The sequence below is a fragment of the Streptomyces sp. NPDC015139 genome, from assembly GCF_043079785.1.
Taxonomy (GTDB): domain Bacteria; phylum Actinomycetota; class Actinomycetes; order Streptomycetales; family Streptomycetaceae; genus Streptomyces; species Streptomyces albidocamelliae.
On sequence record NZ_JBIBUW010000001.1, the window covers coordinates 378,757 to 403,510 of the forward strand.

19 protein-coding genes and 1 pseudogene are annotated in these 24,754 nt (G+C 73.3%); 14 read left to right on the plus strand and 6 right to left on the minus strand.

What is annotated here, in order from left to right; translation table 11 throughout:
• Positions 1-225: 225 nt before the first annotated feature.
• The 9 genes from ACF08B_RS01760 to ACF08B_RS01800 all read left to right on the plus strand — a co-directional run bounded on the left by ACF08B_RS01760 (position 226) and on the right by ACF08B_RS01800 (position 10,260).
• Positions 226-1,431 carry a hypothetical protein gene (locus tag ACF08B_RS01760; RefSeq protein ID WP_392315545.1) on the plus strand — a complete coding sequence of 402 codons (1,206 nt, stop codon included), beginning with the start codon at positions 226-228 and terminating at the stop codon, positions 1,429-1,431.
• Between the two features lie 119 nt (positions 1,432-1,550).
• Entirely contained in the window at positions 1,551-4,223 is a 2,673-nt protein-coding gene (locus ACF08B_RS01765) for a LuxR C-terminal-related transcriptional regulator (protein WP_392315546.1), read from the plus strand.
• Positions 4,224-4,742 carry a hypothetical protein gene (locus tag ACF08B_RS01770; RefSeq protein WP_392315547.1) on the plus strand — a complete coding sequence of 173 codons (519 nt, stop codon included), beginning with the start codon at positions 4,224-4,226 and terminating at the stop codon, positions 4,740-4,742.
• Positions 4,743-4,843: 101 nt separating this feature from the next.
• Positions 4,844-5,041: a hypothetical protein gene (locus tag ACF08B_RS01775; protein ID WP_392167917.1), complete on the plus strand. Its 198-nt coding sequence runs from the start codon at positions 4,844-4,846 to the stop codon at positions 5,039-5,041.
• A gap of 145 nt (positions 5,042-5,186) precedes the next feature.
• Positions 5,187-5,840, plus strand: a complete 654-nt coding sequence (locus ACF08B_RS01780) for an HdeD family acid-resistance protein (RefSeq protein ID WP_392315548.1) — start codon at positions 5,187-5,189, stop codon at positions 5,838-5,840.
• 125 nt (positions 5,841-5,965) lie between these two features.
• Positions 5,966-6,436 carry an SHOCT domain-containing protein gene (locus ACF08B_RS01785; protein ID WP_392315549.1) on the plus strand — a complete coding sequence of 157 codons (471 nt, stop codon included), beginning with the start codon at positions 5,966-5,968 and terminating at the stop codon, positions 6,434-6,436.
• 32 nt (positions 6,437-6,468) lie between these two features.
• On the plus strand, positions 6,469-6,900 hold the full coding sequence (locus tag ACF08B_RS01790) for a hypothetical protein (protein WP_392315550.1): 432 nt from the start codon (positions 6,469-6,471) through the stop codon (positions 6,898-6,900).
• A gap of 22 nt (positions 6,901-6,922) precedes the next feature.
• Entirely contained in the window at positions 6,923-8,827 is a 1,905-nt protein-coding gene (locus tag ACF08B_RS01795) for a glycoside hydrolase family 15 protein (protein WP_392315551.1), read from the plus strand.
• Between the two features lie 2 nt (positions 8,828-8,829).
• Complete coding sequence (locus ACF08B_RS01800; protein WP_392315552.1) at positions 8,830-10,260, plus strand: MFS transporter; 1,431 nt, start codon at positions 8,830-8,832, stop codon at positions 10,258-10,260.
• 46 nt (positions 10,261-10,306) lie between these two features.
• Here ACF08B_RS01800 and ACF08B_RS01805 read toward each other — a convergent pair whose 3' ends face one another.
• The 3 genes from ACF08B_RS01805 to ACF08B_RS01815 all read right to left on the minus strand — a co-directional run bounded on the left by ACF08B_RS01805 (position 10,307) and on the right by ACF08B_RS01815 (position 14,244).
• Positions 10,307-11,431, minus strand: coding sequence for a mechanosensitive ion channel family protein (locus ACF08B_RS01805; RefSeq protein ID WP_392315553.1), 1,125 nt, complete (start codon positions 11,429-11,431; stop codon positions 10,307-10,309).
• Between the two features lie 186 nt (positions 11,432-11,617).
• Entirely contained in the window at positions 11,618-13,150 is a 1,533-nt protein-coding gene (locus ACF08B_RS01810; RefSeq protein WP_392315554.1) for an amino acid permease, read from the minus strand.
• A gap of 101 nt (positions 13,151-13,251) precedes the next feature.
• The gene (locus ACF08B_RS01815; protein ID WP_392315555.1) at positions 13,252-14,244 is read right to left on the minus strand and encodes a hypothetical protein; all 993 of its coding nucleotides are present in this window, start codon (positions 14,242-14,244) and stop codon (positions 13,252-13,254) included.
• 258 nt (positions 14,245-14,502) lie between these two features.
• On the opposite strand from ACF08B_RS01815, the gene ACF08B_RS01820 reads away from it, so the two are divergent.
• The 3 genes and pseudogenes from ACF08B_RS01820 to ACF08B_RS01830 all read left to right on the plus strand — a co-directional run.
• The gene (locus tag ACF08B_RS01820; RefSeq protein WP_392315556.1) at positions 14,503-15,933 is read left to right on the plus strand and encodes an FGGY family carbohydrate kinase; all 1,431 of its coding nucleotides are present in this window, start codon (positions 14,503-14,505) and stop codon (positions 15,931-15,933) included.
• A 13-nt stretch (positions 15,934-15,946) separates the two neighbouring features.
• Positions 15,947-17,368 carry an NAD(P)/FAD-dependent oxidoreductase gene (locus ACF08B_RS01825; RefSeq protein ID WP_392315557.1) on the plus strand — a complete coding sequence of 474 codons (1,422 nt, stop codon included), beginning with the start codon at positions 15,947-15,949 and terminating at the stop codon, positions 17,366-17,368.
• A 154-nt stretch (positions 17,369-17,522) separates the two neighbouring features.
• Positions 17,523-18,500, plus strand: a pseudogene (locus ACF08B_RS01830) (NAD(P)/FAD-dependent oxidoreductase); the annotation flags it as partial.
• 73 nt (positions 18,501-18,573) lie between these two features.
• Here ACF08B_RS01830 and ACF08B_RS01835 read toward each other — a convergent pair.
• From ACF08B_RS01835 to ACF08B_RS01845, 3 genes are all read right to left on the minus strand, one after another.
• Positions 18,574-19,170, minus strand: a complete 597-nt coding sequence (locus tag ACF08B_RS01835; RefSeq protein ID WP_392315558.1) for a GNAT family N-acetyltransferase — start codon at positions 19,168-19,170, stop codon at positions 18,574-18,576.
• A 118-nt stretch (positions 19,171-19,288) separates the two neighbouring features.
• On the minus strand, positions 19,289-20,053 hold the full coding sequence (locus tag ACF08B_RS01840) for a crotonase/enoyl-CoA hydratase family protein (RefSeq protein ID WP_392315559.1): 765 nt from the start codon (positions 20,051-20,053) through the stop codon (positions 19,289-19,291).
• A gap of 97 nt (positions 20,054-20,150) precedes the next feature.
• Positions 20,151-21,134: a YbhN family protein gene (locus ACF08B_RS01845; RefSeq protein ID WP_392315560.1), complete on the minus strand. Its 984-nt coding sequence runs from the start codon at positions 21,132-21,134 to the stop codon at positions 20,151-20,153.
• A gap of 168 nt (positions 21,135-21,302) precedes the next feature.
• On the opposite strand from ACF08B_RS01845, the gene ACF08B_RS01850 reads away from it, so the two are divergent.
• Complete coding sequence (locus ACF08B_RS01850) at positions 21,303-23,198, plus strand: ABC transporter ATP-binding protein (RefSeq protein WP_392316018.1); 1,896 nt, start codon at positions 21,303-21,305, stop codon at positions 23,196-23,198.
• A 176-nt stretch (positions 23,199-23,374) separates the two neighbouring features.
• Positions 23,375-24,733 carry a lectin gene (locus ACF08B_RS01855; RefSeq protein ID WP_392315561.1) on the plus strand — a complete coding sequence of 453 codons (1,359 nt, stop codon included), beginning with the start codon at positions 23,375-23,377 and terminating at the stop codon, positions 24,731-24,733.
• The last annotated feature ends 21 nt before the right edge of the window (positions 24,734-24,754 follow it).

Below are 24,754 nucleotides of genomic sequence, written 5' to 3' on the forward strand. Positions count from 1 at the left end.
TCCGGGGCGTCTGCGTCGGGGCCCGAGCGGGCCGAGGCGGTCTCCGGGGCGTCGGGGCGGGGGCCGTCCGGGGCGGCACCGGAGCCGGGGTCGTCGGCGGCCGGGCCGGGCCCGTCCGGGGCGACGTCAGGGTCCGGGGCGGGTTCCGGCCCGCCCACGGCGGTCCGGACCGGGCCACCGGCGGGCGACGGCCCCGGCCGGATCGCGCGCAGCACCGCGTCGGCCGTGCTCATCGTGCTGACCTGCATTCTCGTACCGGTCGCGCTGCTCGCCGTCTGGGTGGAGAACATCGCCCTCGACACCGACCGCTACGTGGCCACCGTCGCGCCCCTGGCCACGGACCCCGCCGTGCAGGACGCGGCGGTCCACCGGATCACCGAGGCCGTGGGGACCAAGGTGAACGGACAGCAGGCCGCCGGTGACATCGCCGACTGGCTGCAGAAGCAGGGTCTGCCGCCGCGCGCCGCCGACGCGGTCAGAGGACTGGGACCGCAGCTCGACTCCGCGGTGAACCAGGCCGTGACCAAGGTCGCCACCCGCGTCGTCGACAGCGACGCCTTCGCCACCGTGTGGACGACCGCCAACCGGGCCGCCCACAACGCCGTCGTGCACGCCCTGACCGGCGAGGGACGCGGAGCGGTCGGGATCAACGGCGGCACGGTCACCCTGGACGTGGGCACCGCCGTCGACAAGGTCAAGCAGGAGCTGGTCGACGCCGGGCTGAAACCCGCCGAAAAGATCCCGCAGGTCGACAAGCAACTCGTGCTCTTCCAGTCCGACCAGCTCGGCAAGTTCCGCAAGGGCGCCCACCTCCTCGACGTCATCGGCAACTGGTTCCCGGTGATCGTCGTCCTCCTCGGCGTCGCCGGGGTGCTGCTCGCCCACCGGCGGCGCCGCGCGCTGGCCCGCACCGCCCTGGGCGCCGCGTTCGCCTGCCTGGTGGTGGCCGTCGCCCTGATCGTGGTCCGCGACTACTACCTCGACCACCTGCCGCCCCAGGTGCAGTCCAAGGCCGCCGCCAGTGCCGTCTTCGACACCCTGCTCCGCTTCCTGCGGGTCAGCCTGCGCACCGCGATCGTGCTGGGCGTCGTCATCGCGCTGGGCGCCTACTTCGTCGGGCCGGGGCGGCTGCCCGTGGCCGTCCGCGGGGCGTCCGACCGTACGGCGGACTCCGCGGCACGCTGGGCGGACGCCCGGCACGTCGGCACCGGCCGGGTCGGCGCGTGGACGCTGGCCCACCGCCGCGCGCTCACCCTGGCCGCCCTGCTGATCGTCGCGCTCGTGTTCGCGCTCTGGAACCACCCGACGGTCCTCACCGTCGTCGTGCTGGTCCTCGTGCTGCTGGCCGTCCTGGCGGTGCTCGCCCTGCTGGCCGCGGGCGGCCGGGTCCAGCTCGAGGCGGCACGCGGGAAGCCCGCGGACAGGCACTGAGCCAGGCGCACCCGCCGCACACGGTCCCGCTCCCCGCGCGAACTGCGCCCTGGCGCGAAGGCTGAGATGCTGATCGTGTGGAGCGCTCTCCATGGCAGAAGGACAGGGACGGTGACCCCGTGACTGCGCGGCACGAGACCTCACGGGGGCCGGCCGTCGTGTACGTCGACCCTCTGGGCGAGCCGTTCCTGCAGACGCGGTTCGCCCCGCCGGCCAGGCCGGCCACCTTCCTGCGCCGCCCACGGCTCGCCGAGCATCTGGACCTGGCCCTCGGAACACCGCTGACGATGGTCAACGGTTCGGCGGGCGCCGGCAAGACCCTGCTGGTCGCCGACTGGGCCGACCGGCTCGGCCGACCGGTCGCCTGGTTCACCAACGAGGAAGGCGACCAGGGCTGCGGCGTGTTCTGGGCCTACGTGCTGCAGGCCCTGCGCGCCGCTGACGTGCCGCTGCCGGACGACCTCGGCTGCCCGGCGGACGCGAGCCGCGTCGACCGCAAGCTGCTGGCCCGCCTCGCCGACGAACTGAGCGGGCTCCCGGAGCCGGTCCTGCTCGTGCTCGACGAGTTCGACCGGGTGCCCTCCGCGCGCATCGCCGAGCAGCTCGAATTCGTCCTGCATCACGCCGGGCAGGGACTGCGCCTGATCCTCGTCACCCGCACCGAGCCGCTGCTGCCGCTGCACCGCTACCGGGCCGCCGGCACCATGACGGAGATACGCGACGCCGAGCTGGCCCTCACCCCCGAGGAGGCCGCCGCGCTCCTGGAACTGCACGGACTGCGGCTCCCCGAGGAAGCCATGGGCGCCCTCGTGGAGCGCACCCGGGGCTGGGCCGCCGGGCTCCGCCTGTGCGCCCTGGCCGCCCAGCAGAGCCCGGACCCGGAGGCGTACCTGAAGGACTTCGAGGCGGGCCGCAGCACCATCGCCGACTTCCTCCTCGCCGAGGTGCTGAAGCGCCAGACGGCCCGCTCGCAGGACGTCCTCCTGCGGGTCAGCGTCGTGGAGCGGTTCTGCCCCGAGCTGGTGGCGGAGCTGACCGGCCGCGACGACGGCGAACCCGTCCTCGCCGCGCTGCACGGCCAGAACGCGTTCGTGGAGGACCTCGGGCACACCTGGTACCGCCTGCACCCGCTGTTCGGCGAGATCCTCCGGGCCCATCTGCGGGTCCGCTCGCCGGGGCTGGAGACCGAACTCCACCGGCGGGCCGCGCGGTGGCTGCGTGCCTCCGGCTCGCTGCCCCAGGCACTGGCCCACGGCGCCGCCGCGGGCGACTGGGACTTCACCGCCCGTGCCCTCGTCGACGACCTGGCGATCGGGCAGCTGTTCACCGGCCTGCGGGCGAGCGACCTCGCCGAGCTGTTCTCCCGGATGGGACCCGAGGCCACGAGCGCCGCGGCGGACCTGGTGCGCGCCGCACGCGACCTGTCCGACCGTGACATGGAGCGCGGCCTGCTCCATCTGCGCCGGGCCGAGGACCTGCTCGCCTCCGATCCGTCCAACGCGGCGGGCCGGCTGAGCTGCGTACTGCTGGAGACGCTCGCGGCCCGGCTGACCGGCTCCCCCGGCATGGCGGAGCAGGCCGTGACGACGGTGGAGCGGCTCCGCGGCGAGGTCTCCGCCGAGTTGCTGGAGAGGCACCCCGAGGTCGTCGCCCTGCTGCTGACCCACCTGGGCTCGGCCCGGCTGTGGGCGGGGCGCTTCGACGAGGCGCGCACCGTCCTGTCCGAGGTCGGCGGCTGCCCGAGCGGTGCGTCGACGGCGCTGCCCCGGGAGGACGCCCTCGGCCAGCTGGCCCTGATCGACCACCTCAACGGCTGGCTCGGCCGGGCCGAACGCAAGGCGCTGGCCGCCCTGCACGAAGGGGAGAAGTTCGGCCTGCGCCGCCCGAGCCCGTCCGGCCCCGGCCTCGCGCAGCTGGTTCTCGCCGCCCTCTGCATCGACCGCGGCGAACTCGACCAGGCCCGGGCCTATCTGGAGGAGGCGGCCGAGCCGGGGGCCCCGCCGGACCCGGTGACGGCCGCCGCCCGGTCCCTGGCGACGGCACGGCTGCTGCTGGCGCGGGGTGAGCCCCGGGCCGCCGCGGCGGCGGCCGAACCCGCGACACCGGCAGCCGTGGTGTCGCCCTGGGCGGAGGCCCGGACGGCGGTCATCGTCTCCGCCGCCCATCTGGCCGAGGGGCGCCCGGACAGCGCGGGCAAGGTGCTCGACGACCTCGCCCGCGACGGCGACCCCGCGTACACGGCGGAGATCGCCTGGGCCCGCTGCGCCGCCGGGAACCCCGACGAGGCGGTCGAACTGCTCGACCGCACCCAGCTGCCGGGCCGCGCCGGCCCCGGCGTGACCGTCCGGGCCGCGCTCGTGCGGGCCGCGGCCGCCCAGCGGGCGGGGGACGACACCACCGCGCGCAAGCTGCTCGCCCGGGCGCTGGTGGAGGCCCGGCGGGAGCGGCTGCGGCGACCCTTCCTCGAAGCCGGGCCGGACCTACGCCGTCTGCTCGACGCGCCGTCTCTGCAGGGCCTGACCGCGGGCTGGCTGGTCCCGGCCGCTCCCGCGCCGCACGGCGGGGCCGCCCGGCCCGCGGAGCCCGGGTCCGTGGTGGTCGAGCAACTCAGCGGACGCGAGCGCGAGGTCGTGGGCAGGCTGGCCGAGATGATGTCCACGGAGGAGATAGCCGCCGACCTGTACGTCTCCGTCAACACGGTGAAGACGCACCTCAAGAGCGTCTACCGCAAACTCGGGGTGAACGGGCGCGCCGAAGCGGTGCGGCGGGCCCGGGACCACGGCCTGATCTGAATGTCGCCTGCCGAGCGCACCACGAGGCGGGACCCGTCTTCGCAGGACCACGCCCACGCCGACTACACGGGCGCCGTGTACGGCTCCATGCTCGCCGCCTCGGTGGTGATCGGCGCCGGCGGCCTGGGGCAGTTCCCCCGGCTGCAACTGGTGCTCCTGCTGCTGCTCACCGGCCTCGTCTTCTGGGTCGGCCACGTGCACGCCCAGCTGTTCGGTGCCCGTCTCGCCCAACGGCCGCTGGACCGGCCGACGATCCTGCGGGTGTGCCGCGAGGAGTGGCCGATCGTCGAGGCGGCCGTACCCCCGGCCGTCGCGGTGGCCGTCAGCCCGCTGCTCGGCCTGGACACCGAGGGGGCCGGCTGGCTGGCGCTCGCCGTGGCCGTGGCGGGTCAGGTGGGCTGGTCCGCGGTCGGCGCACGGAAGGCGGGGGCGTCCTGGCCGCTGGTGACGGGAACCGCCGCGGTCAATCTGCTGCTCGGCCTGGCGATCATCGCCTTCAAGCTGGCGCTGACGCACTGATCGCGGGCGCCGGGTCACCTGTGCCGGGTGAGGCCGGCGGCGGACGGATGGAGCAGCATCACTGGGGAGACCGCAGCCGGCCCGTGGCGGGAGAGCGGCAGATGCGCTACGAGATCCGTGTCGATGGGCACATGTCGAAGACGCTCACCGAGGCGTTCCCGGAACTGGATCACGTGATGATGTCCGGTCAGACAGTGCTGTTCGGCCGCATCATCGACGAGGCGCACCTGTACGGGCTGCTGACCCGCTGCCAGTCACTGGGACTGCGGGTCGTGGAGATGCGGCAACTGCCGGAGTGATCACGGCCGGTGCCCGTACGGGGCGATCACCCGCGAGGGGTGATCCGCCGGCGTGGCGCCCCTGCGATGCTCAGTGGGTGAGGGGCCGTGAGCCGTCCCGCCGGAGTTCCGGAGGCGGCCTGGCCGGACCGCGCGAGGAGGAGCCATGACCGAGTCGCGTGGACAGGCGCCGCGGACCGGAGAGCCGTACCTTTCCGGCGAGACGGCCGCGGGCCCCGCCGAGGCCGTGACGGCCGTCGCCCGCTCCTGGACCTGGATCCTCGCCTCGGCGATCGCGACCCTGGTCCCGGGCGTGCTGATCCTCGTCTGGCCGGACGAGACGCTGCACGTCCTGGCCGTCATCATCGGCCTCTACCTGCTCGTCACCGGCGCGATCCGGTTCGTGACGGCGTTCGCGCGGGAGGACGAGCGGGTGACCGGACTGCTGCTCGCCGTGGTGTTCGTCCTCGCGGGCGTGCTGTGCCTGCGCAACCCCCTGCAGACCATCACCGCGCTGTCGCTGGTGGTCGGGCTCGCCTGGCTCGCGTCCGGCATCCTCACCCTCTACACGGCGATCGCCGCCAAGGACCTGCCGCACCGCGGTGTCGTCCTCGGCGCCGCCCTGCTCGGCATCCTCGCCGGGATCGTCGTGCTGGTCCTGCCCTCCGAGTCGGCACGGGCGCTGACCCGGCTGCTCGGACTGTGGCTCGTCCTGCTGGGCCTGGTCGAGCTGGTGGCCGCCTTCGCGTGGCGGGCCGCGCTGCGCCGGAGCGGCACGCGGCCGGGCGCCACCGGCCCGACGACCGGCCCGACCGACTGATCCCCGCGAGCCGGACGCTCACCCGCATCGGGTGAGGCGCACCCCTGCTCGCCGTGTGCACGCTGAAAACGGTGGTGACCGGTTCGGCGAAGCCGATGCGCCGGCGCCCCGGACGGAGGAGAGACATGAGCGCGCAGACCTACCTCGCGTACGACTATCCGCTGCTGAGCGCCTTCTGGACGATGTTGGTGTTCTTCCTGTGGATCCTGTGGTTCGTCCTGCTGTTCCGGATCATCGTCGACATCTTCCGCGACGACGGACTGAACGGCTGGGCCAAGGCCGGCTGGACGATCTTCGTCTGCGTACTGCCCTTCCTCGGCGTCTTCATCTACCTCATCGCCCGCGGCAAGGGCATGGGGAAGCGTGAGGTGGAGCAGGCACGGGCCCAGCAGGAGGCCTTCGACTCCTACATCAAGGAGACCGCGCAGGGCGGCACGGCCCGGACGAGCAGCGCCGACGAGCTCGCCAAGCTCTCCGAGATGCGCTCGCGCGGTGACATCAGCGAGGACGAGTTCCGCCGGGCGAAGGCGCTGGTCCTCAGCGACACCGGAGCGGCCCGGAGCTCCGACTCGGTTCCCACCACCTCCGGGCACTGAGCACGTTCCACGCACACGAAGGAGAGCACCACATGACCACGACACCTCGCGCACACACGGAGACGCGCACGGCGAAGCAGCAGTGGGCCGGCGGCCTCACGGCCTTCGCGGGCGTCATGCTCATGATCGCCGGGCTGCTCAGTGTCTTCCGGGGCATCATGGCGATCGCACAGGACAACGTCTTCGTCACGACCCCCAACTACGTCTTCAAGTTCGACCTCACCAGCTGGGGCTGGATCCACCTGGTCCTGGGCGTGATCGCGGTGGCCGTCAGCGTCGGGCTGTTCGGGCCGGCGACGTGGGCACGCGTGGCCGGCGTGGCCATCGCCGGACTGGTCATCATCGCCAACTTCCTCTCGCTGCCGTACTACCCGGTGTGGTCGGTCGTGATGATCGCGATGTCCGGCTTCATCATCTGGGCCCTTTGCGTGGTCAAGAGGGACGACTCGATCACCGGTCCGTAGGGCCGGGGCAGGAGAGCGACCGATGGACCGGTACCCGCCCATCGCGGAACACGGAATGGTGGGCGACCTCCAGACGGCGGCCCTGGTGTCGTCCGGCGGAACCGTCGACTGGTGGTGCGCCCCCCGTTTCGACTCGCCCAGCGTCTTCGCCTCACTGCTGGACAGCGAGCGAGGGGGCCACTGCCACTTGGCGGCCGAGCACCCGGACGGCGACGGGATGACGGTCCGGCAGCTGTACCTGTCCGACACGGCGATCCTGATCACCCGGTTCATGGGGCCCGGGGGCGTCGGAGAGGTGGCGGACTTCATGCCACCCATCGACGCCCCGACACCCACCGACCGGCACACCCTGATCAGGATCGCCCGGGTCGTACGGGGCAGACTGCCGTTCGTCTTCAGCTGCCGGCCCCGCTTCGACTACGGGCGGGCCCCGCACGCACTCGAGCTCGCCGACGCCCACGCGGCCGTGCTGCACGGCCCGGGCACGGACCTGCACGTGCAGTCCAGCACAGGGATCCGTCTGCACGCCGACGGCGACGACGTCACCGCCCGTTTCACCCTCACCGCGGGGCAGGCCGCCGTCGTCGTTCTGACCACCTCCGACGCGGGGGGCCCGCCCCCGCCGGCGCCCTCCCTGGCCGCCATCGCCGAGGACGTCGAGAAGTGCCGCGAATTCTGGCTGTCGTGGCTGCGCGCCTGCACCTACCGCGGTCGCTGGCAGGAGGTGGTGAACCGCTCGGCGATCACCCTCAAACTGCTCACGTACGCGCCGTCCGGCGCGCTCGTCGCGGCGGCCACCATGGGCCTGCCCGAGCAGGTCGGCGGCGAGCGCAACTGGGACTACCGCTACACCTGGATCCGGGACGCCTCGCTGTCCGTGGGCGCCCTGATCGACCTGGGCTTCGAGGCGGAGGCCTTCGCGTTCCGGCGCTGGCTGCGCGAGCGGGTCGAGGCCGGCGGCACCGCCTCCGGGGACCCCTTGCAGATCATGTACCGGGTCGACGGCGACCCCCACCTGACCGAGGAGAACCTCGACCACCTGGAGGGCTACCGGGGTTCGCGCCCGGTGCGCAACGGCAACGCGGCCGCCGACCAGATCCAGCTGGACATCTACGGCGAGGCCTCCGACGCCCTGGCGGTCGGCGGGGACATCGGCGCCCTACGGGGCTGGCGGGCGCTGGCCGGTGTCCTCGACTGGCTGACCGACCACTGGGACCGGCCCGACGAGGGCATCTGGGAGACGCGGGGAGGCCGGCAGAACTTCACCTACAGCCGGCTGATGACCTGGGTGGCCTTCGACCGGGGCATCCGGGCGGCCACCGCCTCCTCCCGGCCGGGCGACGTGGCCCGCTGGACGGCCACCCGGGACGCCGTGTTCGAGCAGATCGTCGAGCAGGGCTTCGACCCCAAACGGAAGGCGTTCGTCCAGCACTTCGACACCGACGTCCTGGACGCCTCGCTGCTGCTGATGCCGCGGGTCGGGTTCCTCTCCGCACGGGACCCCGACTGGATCAGCACCCTCGACGCGATGGACGAGGAACTGGTCAGCGACAGCCTGGTCTACCGCTACAACCCCGCCGCCTCACCCGACGGACTGCGGGGCAGCGAGGGCACGTTCAACCTGTGCAGCTTCCTCTACGTGGAGGCACTCGCCCGCACCGGGCGCATCCACCAGGCACGGCACGCCTTCGACAAGATGCTCACGTACGCCAACCACGTCGGGCTGTTCGCCGAGGAGATCGGGCCGTCGGGGGAGCAACTCGGCAACTTCCCACAGGCGTTCACCCATCTCTCGCTGATCACCGCCGCCATGGCGCTCGACGAGGAGCTGGGCCGGGAGGGAACGGTGCCCGACACCGGAGGAACCCGTCACCCGTTGATCCACGGCCTGACGGTTCCCCCCGAGGACACCGAGGAAGGCAGCTGACCGTGGCCGGCGGGGCAGGGTCCGCGCAGGTGCCGCCGGGGCAGCGGCGGGTCCTCGCCGCGCTGGCCCTGGCCCAGTTCATCTGCAGCTTCGCCGGCTCCAACATGAACGTGATGATCAACGACATCAGCCGGGACCTCGACACCACGGTCCAGGGCGTCCAGGTCGCCATCACGGTCTTCCTGCTGGTCATGGCCGCGCTGATGATCCCCGGCGGCAAGCTCACCGACCGCTACGGCCGCAAGCGCTGCTTCGTCACCGGCCTTGTCGTCTACGCCGTCGGCGCGCTGCTGAGCGCCGCCGCCCCGGGGCTGGGCGTCCTGATCCTGGGCAACTCGATCCTCGAAGGCATCGGCACGGCCCTGCTCATCCCGCCCGTCTACATCCTCACCACGCTGCTGTACCCGGACCTGACCTCGCGCGCCCGGGCGTTCGGGATCATCATGGCGCTGGGCGGCGTCGGGGCCGCCGCGGGACCGCTGATCGGCGGACTCATCACCACCGGGATCAGCTGGCGTGCGGCCTTCGTGTTCCAGGCACTCGTGATCGCCGTGATCGTGTGGCTGAGCCGCCGCATCGAGGACCCCCTGCCCCCGGACCCGGCCCGGTCCTTCGACACCGCCGGAGCCGTGCTGTCCGCGGTGGGCCTGGTCCTGGTGGTCATGGGCATCCTGGCGGCGGACAACAACATCTGGCTGACGATCGTCCTGATCGGGCTCGGCGTGTTCGTCCTCGCCTGGTTCCTGCGCTCGATGGGCGCCAAGGAGCGGGCCGGTCAGGAACCGCTGCTGTCGCTGGGGCTGTTCCGCAACCGCACGTCCAACCTCGGGCTGGTCACCCAGAACGTCCAGTGGCTCATCCTGATGGGCACGTCCTTCACGGTGGCCGCCTACCTCCAGGTGGTGCGCGGCTACGACGCCATCCGGACCGGAGTGATCTTCACGGCGGCGACCCTGGGACTGCTCCTGACGTCACTGTCCGCCGAGCGGCTGGCCCGGCGGTACCCCCAGCGGACGCTGATCATGACGGGCTTCGTGGCCGCCGTCGCCGGCGTGGCCGTGCTGGTCGCCCTGGCGGGGGCCTTCTCGACCGCCTGGGCCTTCGTCCCGGGTCTCGTCCTCATCGGGCTCGGCCTGGGCGTCATGCTGACCCCGTCGGTGAACGTCGTGCAGTCCAGCTTCCCGGAGGAGCAACAGGGCGAGATCTCGGGCCTGTCCCGCAGCGTGTCCAACCTCGGATCGTCCTTCGGCACGGCCATCGCCGGCACGATCCTCGTCTCCGGACTCTCGAAGGGCGCCTACGCCGCCGCGATGATCACCCTCGGGGTGATCGGCCTCGGCGGCCTCGCCGCGGGCGCCCTGCTGCCGCGCACACCGGACGCCACGGCACCGGCCGGCGACACGCCCGCCCGCACGCCGAGAAGGCGGACCTAGGGCAGGCGCGTCCCGCCGACGGCGGCCGCGCGGACCGGATCAGTCGTCAGGGTGCCGTCGGCGTACCGCCGTTGCTGCCCTGCTCGGACCATGCGGTGCCCGGCACCACGTCGGCCCCGGCGCGCTGCTGCGGGATGACCACCGAGCCCTGCTGCAGGGCCACCGTGCGGGTGGGGGACGGGATGCGGATGCCCTCCTCGCGGTAGCGACGATGCAGACGCTTGATGAACTCGTGCTTGATCCGGTACTGGTCGCTGAACTCGCCGACGCCGAGGATGACCGTGAATCCGATGCGGGAGTCGCCGAAGGTGTGGAAGCGGACGGCGGGTTCGTGGTCCGGGAGGGCGCCCGAGACGTCCTTCATGACGTCGGCGACCACCTCCGTCGTCACCCGCTCGACGTGCTCGAGGTCGGAGTCGTAGCTCACCCCGACCTGCACCAGCACGGTCAGATGCTGCTCGGGCCGGGTGAAGTTGGTCATGTTCTCCTTCGCCAGCTGGCCGTTGGGGATGACCACCAGGTTGTTGGAGAGCTGGCGGACCGTCGTCTGGCGCCAGTTGATGTCGATGACGTAGCCCTCCTCGCCGCTGCTCAGCCGGATGTAGTCGCCGGGCTGGACGGTCTTGGAGGCGAGGATGTGGATGCCCGCGAAGAGGTTGGCGAGCGTGTCCTGCAGGGCGAGGGCCACGGCCAGACCGCCGACGCCCAGGGCGGTCAGCAGGGGCGCTATCGAGATGCCCAGCGTCTGGAGCACCACGAGGAAGCCGATCGCCAGCACCAGGACGCGCGTGATGTTGACGAAGATGGTCGCCGAGCCCGCCACACCCGAACGGGACTGGGTGACCGTACGGACCAGTCCGGCGACCACCCGGGCCGCGGACACGGTCACCACGAAGATCAGCCACACCTGGAGCACCTGGTCGGTGTGGTGCTGGACGGTCCTGGTCAGCGGCAGCACCGCGGCTGCCGCCGCCAGGCCGCCCGCGACGAGCGCCCAGGGCACCACCGAGCGCAGGGTGTCCACGATGACGTCGTCGCCGCTCCACCGGGTGCGCTTGGCGTGCTTGGCGAGCCAGCGCAGCAGCGTGCGCGACAGGAAGGCGAGCAGCAGGCCCGCCGCCAGGGCGATGCCGGCGAGGACGAGGTCGTCCAGGGTCAGTGCGCGGTTCACCGGTCACCTCCGGGTCGCGATGCGGCTGCGGAGAGCCCGTTGTGAAGCTTCGTCACGTTGTCACCTGCTCGATGTCCGGGATGTGCGATCGCGGGGGCCCACCGTCCACCGGCGGCCCACGCGCTCGCTCATCCTGCCGTATCCGGCACGCCGGTTCGCACCCGGACCGGCACCGCGGACGGGCCGTTAGACGATGCCCTCCGCGAGTTCGGCCTGGTCACGGTCGCTGCCGTAGGCGGCGGTGGTGGGCGTGCCGTACGACCGGCGTGCGACGTACCACCAGACGCTGGCCAGGACCAGGACGACCGCGAGCGCCACCGACGCGTAGTTCATCGTGTCGACCGTCACCGGCGACGCCTGCGGCAGGCAGAACAGGACCGTCACACACGCCACCCACACGACCGCGATCCAGCCGATCGGCCTGCTCCACCGGCCCAGGTTCCAGGGCCCGGGCCGGAACCTGTCACCGGCGCGCAGCCGCAGCAGGACCGGGATGGCGTAGGCGGGGGTGATGCCGATGACGTTGATGGCGGTCACCGCGTTGTACGCGGTCGCCGAGTACAGGGACGGCAGGGCGAGGAGGCAGGCCACGACGACCGCCAGCCAGACGGCGGCCACCGGGGTCTGCGTGCGGCCGCTCACCCTGCGCCACAGGTGCGAGCCGGGCAGCGCGCCGTCCCGGCTGAACGCGAACACCATCCGGCTGGCCGCGGCGACCTCGGCGTTCCCGCAGAACAACTGGGCGACGATCACGACCAGGAGCAGCGCACTGGCCCCGTCGGCGCCCAGTCCGTCGAGCAGGATCTGCGCGGGTGGCACGCCGGTCCCCGTGGTGCGCGTGGCGTCGTAGTCCTGGATGGCGAAGGTCAGGCCGGCCAGCAGCACGAAGCCGGCGAGCCAGGAGACCCAGATGGACCGCACGATGCCGCGGGCCGCCGACACCGAGGCGTTGGACGTCTCCTCCGACAGATGGGCGGAGGCGTCGTAACCGGAGAAGGTGTACTGCGCGAGCAGCAGACCGATCGCCGCCACGTACAGCGGGTTGTCCCAGCCGGTCTCGTCGACGAACTTCGTGAACACGAAGGACGGCGACTGGTGGTGGTCCGGGACGATCGCGAGGGCGCCGACGATCAGTGCCACGCCCGCCAGGTGCCACCAGACGCTGACCGAGTTGAGCAGGCTGACCAGGCGCACGCCGAACAGGTTCAGCGTGGCGTGCAGCAGGAGGATCGCGCAGAAGATCAGCATCGTCTTCCCCGGCGTCGGCTCGAAGCCCCACTGGAGGTTGGCGAACGCCCCGGTGAACAGGGCGGCGCCGTAGTCGATGCCGGCGATCGCGCCGAGCAGGCCGAGCAGGTTCAGCCAGCCCGTGTACCAGCCCCAGCGGCGGCCGCCGAGCCGGTCGGCCATGTAGTAGAGGGCGCCGGAGGTCGGGTAGGCGCTCGTGACCTCGGCGAGGGACAGACCCACGCACAGCACGAACAGGCCCACGCCGGCCCAGCCCCACAGCATCACGGCGGGACCGCCGGTGTTCAGACCGAAGCCGTACAGGGTCATGCAGCCGGACAGGATCGAGATCACCGAGAAGCTGATCGCGAAGTTGCCGAAGCCGCCCATGCGGCGGGCCAGCACCGGCCGGTAGCCGAGTTCGCGCAGCCGCTGCTCCTCGTCCTGCTGCGGCAGGCCCGGCGAGGGCACTGGATCGGGGGTGCGGGACATGGGGAACCTCCGAAGATCAAGGGGGACTTGACGGGGTGGAGCGTTCGGTCGGATGGAGCGTCCGGTGGCGGGGCGAGCGTTCGGTGGCGCGGGGCGAGCGTTCAGTGGCGCGGGGCTGAGCCCTCGGCGGCCGCCCGGCAGCGGTCCCGGGCCTGCACGAAGACGTCCACGGCACGGTCGCGGCCGGACGTGCGGTGCACCCAGGGCGGGGGAGTGAAGTACGGGCCGATCTCCTCGAACACCCGCGCCGCGTCGAGGAACTGCAGGGAACCCCACAGGGCGTTGGCCAGGTGGTTGAGGTCCAGCGGCGAGCGTTCGGCGGCCCGGGTGTGCGCGAACCAGGACTCCAGGGCGCGCCGTGACTCGCGGGCCGCCTCCTCCGCCACCCAGTGCAGGTCCAGCGCCGCGTCGTGCCCGCCCTCCCGGCGGTAGCGCTCCACGCGCACGTACAGGGGCAGCAGATGCAGCGCGGAGCCGGGCGGCGCCTGCCCGGCCGCCCACTGCGCGAAGGCGGCGGCCTCCGCGAGCCGGCCCGTGCCGCCACGCGCGTAGAGGAACTGCAGCATCCGGTGGTACGCCTCGCGGTTGTACGGGTCGCGCTTGCCGGCCTCGGCCAGCAGCCCCCAGGGCCCCGGGGGCAGCATCGGCTCGGGTGCGGCGGCCCGGTGTTCCTCCCAGCGCTGCTCCGGGTCGAGCTGGGCCAGCGCCAGCAGGCACACCCAGGGCACCGGGTCCTGCGGGGCGGTGCGGGAGGCGGACTGGGCCGCGTCCCACGCCTCGATCCACAACTCGTGGGTACGGCGATGCCGTTCGCGCTGGGCCCGCAGGGCCCGCTCCACGGAGACCCGGCCGTGCATCACCGCCGCGTGGACGCTGCCCGGCTCCTCGGTGAGCCAGGCCCGCACCACGTCGGTACCGGCGGCGGCCGCCGCGAGGACCTGGGTGCGCTGGGTCCACTGCCATCCCCGCGCGGTGTCCGCGAGCAGGGTCCGCATGGCCATCCAGCGTCCGGTGCGCAAGTCCTGGAGTGCGCCGCGCAGGGCGTTGTCGGGGCCGGCAGGGTCGTAGGAGGGGCGGACTCCTTCTCTGGCCATCAGCCGTCGGCCCCTTGCCACAGGCGCACGGGCGAGGTGGCGGGGTGACGTAGCAACAGCCCTCCCCTGGGCGGTGATCGAAGTGTCGCGGTGTGGTCGGCGGTCACTATAGAGGCGGAGGTTCCGCAGGGGCCATTGTTGCCAACTCAACTTTCAAACAAGCCAGTTGACCCGCGTTCGGCCTCCCTTGACGCGGGCTGCGACGAGGCGGCAGGCTGACACGGTGATCTTCGGGACCGGCGTACGGGAGAGGGAGCGATGACGGGTCCGGTGCTCGCCGTCGACCAGGGCACCTCCGGCACCAAGGCCCTGGTGGTCTGCCCGGAACGCGGCGTCCTCGGCACCGGCTTCGCGGAGGTGCGCCCCCGCCACCTGCCCGGTGGCCTGGTCGAGGTGGACCCGGTGCGGCTGTACGACTCGGTGGTCGACGCGGGCCGCCGCGCGCTGGCCGAGGCCGGGGAGGACGTCGTCGCGCTGGGCCTGGCCAACCAGGGCGAGACCGTCCTCGCCTGGGACCCGGCGACCGGACGCCCACTGACCGACGCCCTGGTGTGGCAGGACCGTCGTGCCGAGAGCGTCTGCGACGAACTCCGGGATCATGCAGACGAGTTGCGGCACCTGACCGGCCTGCCCCTCGACCCGTACTTCGCCGCGCCGAAGATGGCCTGGATCCGCCGCCACCTCACCCGCGAGGGAGTCGTCACCACCTCCGACGCCTGGCTCGTCCACCGTCTCACCGGCGCCTGGGCCACCGACGCCGCCACCGCGGGCCGCACCCAGCTCCTCGACCTGGACCGCGCCGAGTGGTCACCGCGCGCCCTCGACCTCTACGGCCTGGCCGGTGAACGGCTCCCCGAGGTGACCGACGCCGCCGGACCGGCCGGCACCACCACGGCGTTCGGCCCAAAGATCCCGCTCACCGGTCTGATCGTCGACCAGCAGGCCGCCCTGCTGGCCCAGCGCGTCACCGGCCCCGGCACCGCCAAGTGCACCTACGGCACCGGCGCGTTCCTGCTCGCCCACACCGGCGAGGCTCCCCGGCGCGGCAGCTCCGGACTGGTCAGCTGCGTCGCCTGGCGGCTCGCCGGACGCACCAGCTACTGCCTCGACGGCCAGGTGTACACCGCCGCGTCCGCCGTCCGCTGGCTCACCGACCTCGGCGTGCTCTCCTCGGCCGCCGACCTCGACCCGGTCGGCGGCACCGTCCCGGACAGCGGCGGCGTCACCTTCGTCCCCGCGCTCGCCGGTCTCGCCGCGCCCTGGTGGCGGGGCGACCTGCGCGGCTCCCTCACCGGACTGGGCCTCGACACCACCCCGGGACACCTGGTGCGCGCCCTGTGCGAGGGCATCGCCGCCCAGGTCGCCGAACTCGCCGAGGCCGCCGCCACCGACCTCGGCGTACCCCTGGACCTGCTCCGCGTCGACGGCGGCCTGACCCGCTCGGCCCTGCTCATGCAGACCCAGGCCGACCTGCTGCAACGCCCCGTCGAGGTGTCCGCGCTGCCCGACGCCACCGCGCTCGGCGCCGCCGCCCTCGCCCGCCTCGGGGCGGACCCCGCCCTCGCCGTCGAGGACGCCCTGCCCGACCCGAAGCCCGCCGCCGTGTACGAGCCCCGCATCCCGGCGGACCTGGCGGCCGAACGCCGGGCCGGATTCCGCACGGCCGTGGCCGCCCTGCTCGGCTCGTGACGGTGAGGCACTCGTGACGGTCACCGCGGAAGGGCCGCTGCCCGCGCACACCTACGACGTCGCGATCGTCGGCGCCGGAGTCGTCGGCTGCGCCGTCGCCCGCCGGCTCGCCCACCACCCGCGGCTGCGCGTCGCCCTCGTGGAGGCGCAGGACGACGTCGGCCAGGGCACCTCCAAGGCCAACACCGCCATCCTGCACACCGGGTTCGACGCGACCCCCGGCACCCTGGAGGCCCGGCTCGTCCGTGAGGGGCACCGGCTGCTCGGTGCCTACGCGGCCGAGTCCGGCATCCCCGTCGAGCAGACCGGCGCCCTGCTGGTCGCGTGGGACGAGGAGCAACTGGCCGCCCTGCCCCGGCTGGCCGGGAAGGCCGAGCGCAACGACTGCGCCGACACCCGCCTGCTGACCTCCGCCGAGGTGTACGCCCGCGAACCGCAACTCGGTCCCGGTGCGCTCGGCGCGCTGCTCGTCCCCCGGGAGAGCGTCATCTGCCCGTGGACGACGACCCTGGCGTACGCGACCCAGGCGGTCCGGGCCGGAACCGACCTGCACCTCGGCACCGCCGTGCGGGAGGTGGAACGGACGGCCGACGGCCACCGCCTGACCACCACCCGGGGCATCGTGCGCACCCGGTACCTGGTCAATGCGGCCGGCCTGCACGCCGACACCCTGGACCGCCTCCTCGGCCACGAGGACTTCACCGTCACCCCGCGCCGCGGCCAGCTCCTCGTCTACGACAGGTTCGCCCGCCCGCTCGTCCGGCACATCCTCCTGCCGGTGCCGACCGCGCTCGGCAAGGGCGTCCTCGTCGCCCCCACCGTCCACGGCAACGTCCTGCTCGGCCCCACCGCCGAGGACCTGTCCGACAGACGGGCCACCGAGTCGACCGCCGAAGGGCTCGCCCGGCTCCGGGAGATGGGCCGCCGCATTCTGCCCGCCCTGCTCGACGAGGAGGTCACCGCCGTCTACGCCGGGCTGCGCGCGGCCACCGAGCACGAGGACTACCGGATCACCGCGCATCCCGGGCAGGCGTACGTCACCGTCGGCGGCATCCGCTCCACCGGCCTGAGCGCCTCCCTGGCGATCGCCGACCACGTCGCCGGTCTGCTGGCCGACCTCGGCCTCGACCCCGGACCGGTCCGGGAACCGGACCCGGTCAGCATGCCCCACCTCGGCCGGGCCGCCCCACGCCCCTGCCGGCAGCCTGAACTCGTCGCCTCCGACCCGGAGTACGGCATCCTCGTCTGCCACTGCGAACACGTCTCCCGCGGCGAGATCCGCGACGCCCTCGCCGCCACGATCCCGCCCCGCACCCTGGAGGGCCTGCGCCGCCGCACCCGCGCCCGGGCGGGCCACTGCCAAGGCCACTACTGCGGAGCCGCGGTGCGGGAACTTCTCGAGCGCGGAACCGGGGTGACACATGACGGGGGGTGACGTGCGGGCCGGTGCGGACGCGGTGACCGGCGATACGGCCGGAGAGGCGACGCCCGAGCGTGGGGTCGTGGCGGGCGGCGAGGGTGCGGTCGTGGCCGGCGGTGAGCCGTGGGTGTCGGCCGGTGAGACCGGTCCGGACGTCGCGACCGCGACCGTGCCCGCACGGGCCCCGGCGGTCCCTCGGCGCGTCGACGTCCTTGTGGTCGGCGCCGGACCGGCGGGACTCACGGCCGCCGCGAGGCTGGCCGCCGCCGGTGCCGGGCGGGTGGAGGTACTGGAACGGGACACGCGACCCGGCGGAGTCCCCCGCTACTGCGTCCACGGCGGCTTCGGCACCTGGCTCCGCCCGCTGACCGGCCCCCGGTACGCCCGTCTGCTGGCGGAGGCGGCCGAGCGGGCCGGTGCCGTCGTACGGACCGGGGTCTCGGCGCTGGACTGGGGGAGTACGGGACCGGTGCTGAACACGGTCGGCCCCGACGGCCCCGAGACGGTCGAGGCACGGGCGGTGATCCTGGCCACCGGCGCCCGTGAGCGCCCCCGTGCCGCCCGGCTGGTGCCCGGCACCCGGCCCGCCGGCGTCTTCACCACCGGTGAACTCCAGCAAGCGGTACACCTGTTCGGGCAGCACATCGGCAACCGTGCGGTCGTGGTCGGTGCCGAGGACGTGTCCTGTACGGCGGCCGACACCGTGCGTGCGGCCGGTGCCCAGGTCGTCGCCCTGGTCACGGAACTTCCGCGCGCCCGGACGAACCGTACCCGCGCCCGGACGGCCCTGCTGCGCCACGGCGCTCCGCTGCTGACGGAGACCACCGTCACCGAACTCCTGGGCCACGGGCGCCTGTCCGGTGTGCGTGTCCGCCACCGTGACGGGCGCGGCGCCGTAGTGCCCTGCGACACCGTGGTGTTCACCGGCGACTTCGTCCCCGAGCACGAACTGGCCCGTCGCGGCGGTCTCGCCCTGGACCCCGCCACTCGCGGCCCGGCCGTCGACGGCTCCCTGCACACCTCGCGTCCAGGAGTGTTCGCCGCCGGCAACCTCCTGCACGCGGCGGAACGCGCCCGTGCGGCGGCCAGCGAGGGCGCGCGGGTGGCGGAGGCCGTCCTGGCCTTCCTGGCCGCGTCGGCACCGCCGGAGCGGGCCTGACGGGGCCCGGCCCCACGGGTGCCTGGGGGCGGGGCCACCGCCCCCGCGGAGGACGCGGTCCCTATTTTCGCGCCCGCCCCGGCTCCGGGTCCGTCGCGAGACGCGCGTGGAGGTGGCAGTCGCGGAAGGCGTCACGGCGACCCGCCTCCCACATCGCGCCGCGCAGCGTCCCCTCGTAGCGGAATCCGCACCGCTCGGCGACCTTGCACGACACCTCGTGGCCGACCGCGTGGTCGAGCTCCAGGCGGTGCAGGCGCAGATCGGTGAACACCCAGCGGGCGGTCAGCGTGAGGGCGCGCGCCGCGACACCCCGGCCGCGTGCCTCCGGCAGCACCCAGTAGCCGACGGAGGCCGACCGCATCACGTGGTCGATCCGGCTGACGCCGATGTGCCCGAGCGCCTCACCGGTGTCCGCGTCCGCCACGCAGAACGCGGCACCGGTCCCGGCCTCGGCCGCCTCGGTCTTGCTCCGCAGGGTCGCGCGGGCGGCCGCGAGATCGGCGATCGGGCGCAGCGGGGTGTTCCAGCGCCGGAACTCAGGGTCGGAACAGCCGCGGAGGAAGGTCTCGACGTCGGTGTCGACGGCGGCGTCCCACCGGCGCAGGCGCAGACCGAGGCCGTGCGCGGACGCGTCGAGGGTCGGGGTGTCGTGCGTCATCCGCTCATTGAACAACAACGGGTCCGGTGGCCGGAATCGTGTTTTTCCAGAGGTGCGAGCGGGGTGCGAGCCGGGGGCGCACCGGACGGCGTCGAGCCTGCTCCCCCGGGGCCGCGGCTCACACGTCCGTGAACGAGCCGTGGCGGCCCGCGCCCGAGGCGAACCGGGCGGCGCCCTCCGTGCTCTGCGCCAGCACGCCCGTGCCGTGCCGGAGTTCGCCGTGCAGGGCCGCCTCCTCCGTCAGCCCCTCCTGCTCCAGGACCGACCTGCGGTCACTGCGCAGGCAGGCCTGCGGGAAGCCGGCGATCTCCGCCGCCAGCGCCTCCGCCTCGGTGCGGGCGCTCCCGGTCGGGACCAGCCGGTTGGCGAGCCCCACCTCGAAAGCTTCGCGGGCCGGCACCGGCCGGCCGGTGAGGATCATGTCCATGGCCCGGCTGGTGCCGATGAGCCGGGGCAGCCGTACCGTACCGCCGTCGATCAGGGGAACGCCCCACCGGCGGCAGTACACCCCGAACACCGCGTCCTCCTCCGCGACCCGCAGATCGCACCAGAGGGCGAGTTCCAGACCGCCCGCGACCGCGTGCCCCGCGACGGCGGCGATCACCGGTTTGGACAGCCGCATCCGGGTCGGGCCCATCGGCCCGTCACCGTCCTCGGCGACCCGGTTGCCGCGCTCCGTGCCGATCGCCTTCAGGTCGGCACCCGCGCAGAACGTGCCGCCCTCGCCCCACAGCACCGCCACCCGAGCCCCGTCGTCCTCCTCGAAGGCACGGAAGGCGTCGGCGAGTGCGGCGGCCGTCGGCCCGTCCACCGCGTTGCGGGCCTCGGGCCGGGAGAGGACGACCGTGGTGACGTACTCCCGCCGCTCGATCCGGACCGGCATGGGGCGACCTCCTCGGACGGTCCCGGGGTCCCCGAACGGACCGCCGGCGCTGGTGACCTGCCGGTAGCTTCTCAGCAAGTGCCGGTCGGCGGGAGTCTCAGATGACCTTCAGCCGCACCAGCGCGCCCAGCGTCAGCGCCCCCGGCACCAGCGGCATCCACACCGTGATGATCCGGTAGGCCAGCACCACCGCCGTGGCGATGGCGGCGGGGCCGCCGACCGCGACCAGCGCCACGATCAGCGCCGCCTCGACCGAACCCAGCCCGCCCGGCGTGGGCACCAGGGCGACCGCGACCGTCGCCGCGAGGTACGCCAGCGCCATGTGCACGGGCGGCACCGGCAGCCGCAGTGCCTGGCCGACCGCGGCGAGACCGGCCGCCTGGAGCGCCGGGAAGGCCAGCGAGCCGCCCCACAGGGCCAGGGCGCGCGCCGGACGCGTGTGCACCGACCGCGCCTCGCCGAGGGCCTCTCGGGCGAACGCGACCAGCCGTGTGCGCAGCCGTCGTACCGACAGCACGACGGCCGCCGCCACGACCAGCAGGCCGGCGACGCCCAGCAGCAGCGGGAGCAGCGAGCCGTCGGGCAGCAGCGTGCCGAGCCGCAGCGCACCCGGGAAGGCGATCAGCAGGGCGGCCAGCAGACCGAGCCGGCCCACGCACTCGGCCATCAGGTACAGCGCGAGCGCGGCCGAGGAACGGGCCAGCGGCACCCCGCACACGGTCATGAACCGCAGGTTCACCGCGCCCGCCCCGAGCCCGGTCGGCAGCAGATGGTTGGCGGCGCCCGCCGCGAACTGGGTGGCCAGCAGCCGCCCCTTCGGCAGCGGCTGCACCACCGCGCCCTGCCGGGTGAACGCGGCGGCCACCCAGGTCAGGCAGGTCGTGCCGGCCGCGGCGAGCAGCCACGGCCAGGACGCGGCGCGCAGCTGACCGAAGCCCTCGGCGAGTACCGAACGGTGCCGTACGGCCGCCACGGCCACGAGCACGAGCGGGACCAGGCACAGCACCTGGCGGACGGGGACGCGACGGGGGAGTCGTCCACCGGAGAGCGGGGGGAGCGGGGGGAGCGGGACGGCGGTCACATCCCCAGAGATTCGCCCCGCCGTCCCAACGGCGGGTGGCGGAATCGGGGACGGCGGCTTACAGGCTGCGGTCATCGGGGCCTTAGGTCGAGGGGACGCCGGCAGGGATGAAATGGCGCGGACATTGACCTCAACGATGGTTGAGGTTCTACGTTCTCTCCCATGAGCATGGAGACCACCGCATGGACGCAGCTGCACAGCGTGATGAACGCTCAGGCGGACCGCCGTCCCCTCGCCCGCGCCACCCTGCGCCGCATCGCCGCCTTCGCCCGCCCGCACCGCGCCGGCATCGTCCGGTTCGTCCTGCTCGGGGTGGTGACCGCACTGCTCGCCGTGGCCACGCCCGTACTCGCCGGCCATGTCGTCGACGCGATCGTGGCGGGGCACGACTCCGGCACGATCGTCCGGCTGTCCCTGCTCATCGCGGTCGTCGCCCTCGCCGAGGCCGGGCTCGGCATCCTCGGCCGGCGCCTGTCGGCGACGCTCGGGGAGGGGCTCATCCTCGATCTCCGAACGGCTGTGTTCGATCATGTGCAGCGCATGCCCGTCGCGTTCTTCACACGTACGCGTACGGGAGCGCTGGTCAGTCGTCTCAACAACGACGTGATCGGCGCCCAGCGGGCCTTCGCCAACACCCTCTCCGGTGTCGTCAGCAACCTCGTCACCCTGGTGCTCACCCTCGCCGTGATGCTCACCCTGTCCTGGCAGATCACCCTGCTCGCGCTGGTCCTGCTGCCGGTGTTCGTGCTGCCCGCCCGGCGCATGGGCAGCCGGATGGCCCGGATGCAGCGGGAGGCCGCCGCGCTCAACGCGGCCATGGGCACCCGTATGACCGAGCGGTTCTCCGCCCCCGGCGCCACGCTGGTCAAGCTGTTCGGGCGGCCGGAGGAGGAGTCGGCGGAGTTCGCCGCCCGGGCCGCCCGGGTGCGGGACATCGGTGTGCGCACCGCGACCGCCCAGTCGGTCTTCATCACCTCCCTCACCCTGGTGTCCGCGCTCGCCCTCGCCCTCGTCTACGGCCTCGGCGGCTGGTTCGCGCTGCGCGGCACCCTGGAGGCGGGCGCGGTGGTGTCCCTCGCCCTGCTGCTGACCCGGCTCTACGCCCCGCTGACCGCGCTCGCCGGGGCCCGGGTCGAGGTGATGAGCGCCCTCGTCAGCTTCGAGCGGGTCTTCGAGGTGCTGGACCTGAAGCCGCTCATCGAGGAGAAGCCGGACGCGCGCGAGGTCCCGGCCGGCCCGGTCGCCGTCGAGTTCGACGACGTCCGCTTCTCCTACCCGGCCGCCGACCAGGTCTCCCTCGCCTCCCTGGAAGAGGTCGCCACCCTCGACAGCCGAGGCGGCTCCGAGGTCCTGCACGGCATCTCCTTCCGTGCCGAACCCGGTCACACCGTCGCCCTGGTCGGCTCCTCCGGCGCCGGGAAGTCCACCATCGCCCAGCTCATGCCGCGCCTGTACGACGTCGACGCGGGCGCCGTCCGCATCGGCGGGGTGGACGTGCGTGACGTGTCCGCCGCGTCCCTGCGGGCCACCCTCGGCATGGTCACCCAGGACGGCCACCTCTTCCACGACACCGTCCGCGCCAACCTGCTGCTGGCCCGCCCGGGCGCCACGGACGGGGAACTGTGGGACGCGCTGGGCCGCGCCCGCCTCGCCGAGGTCGTACGGTCCCTGCCCGACGGCCTGGACACCGTCGTCGGCGAGCGCGGCTACCGGCTCTCGGGCGGTGAGCGCCAGCGCATGACCATCGCCCGGCTGCTGCTGGCCCGCCAGCGCGTGGTCATCCTCGACGAGGCCACCGCCCACCTGGACAACACCTCCGAGGCGGCCGTCCAGGAAGCGCTCGCCGAGGCCCTGGAGGGGCGCACCGCAGTGGTGATCGCCCACCGCCTCTCCACGGTCCGGTCCGCCGACCGCATCCTGGTCGTGGAGGCCGGACGGATCGTCGAACAGGGCACGCACGAGGAGCTGCTGGCGGCGGACGGCCGCTACGCGGAGCTGCACCGCACCCAGTTCACGGAACGGACCCCGGAGGGACCGGCGGTGACGGAGGTGCCGGTGGTGTGAGGCGTGGGCGCCTCACCGTGTGCGACGGCTTTGTTGCCGGGGCTCTTGACGGCAGTGGTCCGTACCTTTAGTTTCACGCCTTAATCAAAGCCTACGGACGGCAGGCAACTCCCACCCACCCGAGGGGAGTTGCCTGCCGCATCCGTCGCCCCCCACGCGAAAGGCCGTACCCGCGCATGGCCAGAACTCTCCCTGCGGCGGCATCCCTCGCCGTCCTGACCCTCTCGGCGGGGCTGTTCGCCGCCGCTCCCGCCCAGGCCGTCACCGGTGCCGTCACCGGACTGTCGGGCAAGTGCCTGGACGTCGCGGGCGCGAGCTCCGCCGACGGCACGCCCGTCCAGCTCTACGACTGCAACGGCACCGGCGCCCAGCAGTGGACCGTCGGCAGCGACGGCACCCTCCGCGCCCTCGGCAAGTGCCTCGACGTCACCGGCAATTCGACCGCCGACGGGGCCAAGGCGCAGCTGTGGTCCTGTACCGGCGGCCCGAACCAGAAGTGGACCGTCACCGCCGCCCACGACATCGTCAACCCGCAGGCGGACAAGTGCCTGGACGTCACCGGCAACAGCTCCGCGAACGGCACCCGCGTCCAGATCTGGAGCTGCGGCGGCGGCGCCAACCAGAAGTGGAACGCCCCCGCGGCGGGCGGCGGAACCACCCCGAACGCGCCGATGGCCGTCGCACCGTACCTGTACAACGGCTGGGGCAGCCCACCCAGCCCCACGACCATCACCCGGGCCACGGGCGTGAAGTGGTTCACCCTCGCCTTCGTGCTCAGCAACGGCCACTGCAACCCGCAGTGGGACGGCAGCCGCCCGCTGACCGGCGGCGTCGACCAGCAGACGGTCACCACGGTGCGGGCGAACGGCGGTGACGTCATCCCGTCCTTCGGCGGATACAGCGGCAACAAGCTGGAGAGCTCCTGCTCCAGCGCCGGCGAACTCGCCGCCGCCTACCAGAAGGTCGTCGACGCGTACGGCCTGAAGGCCATCGACATCGACCTCGAGGCCGACGCCTACGGCAACCCCACCGTGCAGCAGCGGACCGTGGACGCGCTGAAGACCGTGAAGGCCGCCAACCCCGGTCTGAAGGTGTACATCACCATCGGCACCGGGCAGAGCGGCCCCGACACCGGCCTCATCGACCGGGCCGCCTCCTCCGGGCTGACCGTCGACGCCTGGGCCATCATGCCGTTCGACTTCGGCGGCGCCGGACAGAACATGGGCACCCTCACCACGCGGGCCGCCGAAGGCCTGAAGAACGCGCTGAAGAACGCCTACCACTACAGCGACGACCAGGCCTACCGGGACATGGGCATCTCGTCCATGAACGGCATCACCGACAACAACGAGACCGTCACGGTCAACGACTTCCGGACCATCCTGGCCTACGCCCAGCAGCACCACCTGGCCCGGCTCACCTTCTGGTCCGCCAACCGCGACCGCCCCTGCACCGGCGGCCCCGCCGACAGCTGCTCCGGCGTCTCCCAGTCCGCCTGGGACTACACCCGCGTCTTCGCCGGCTACACCGGCTGACCCCGTCCCCCAGGAGACCCC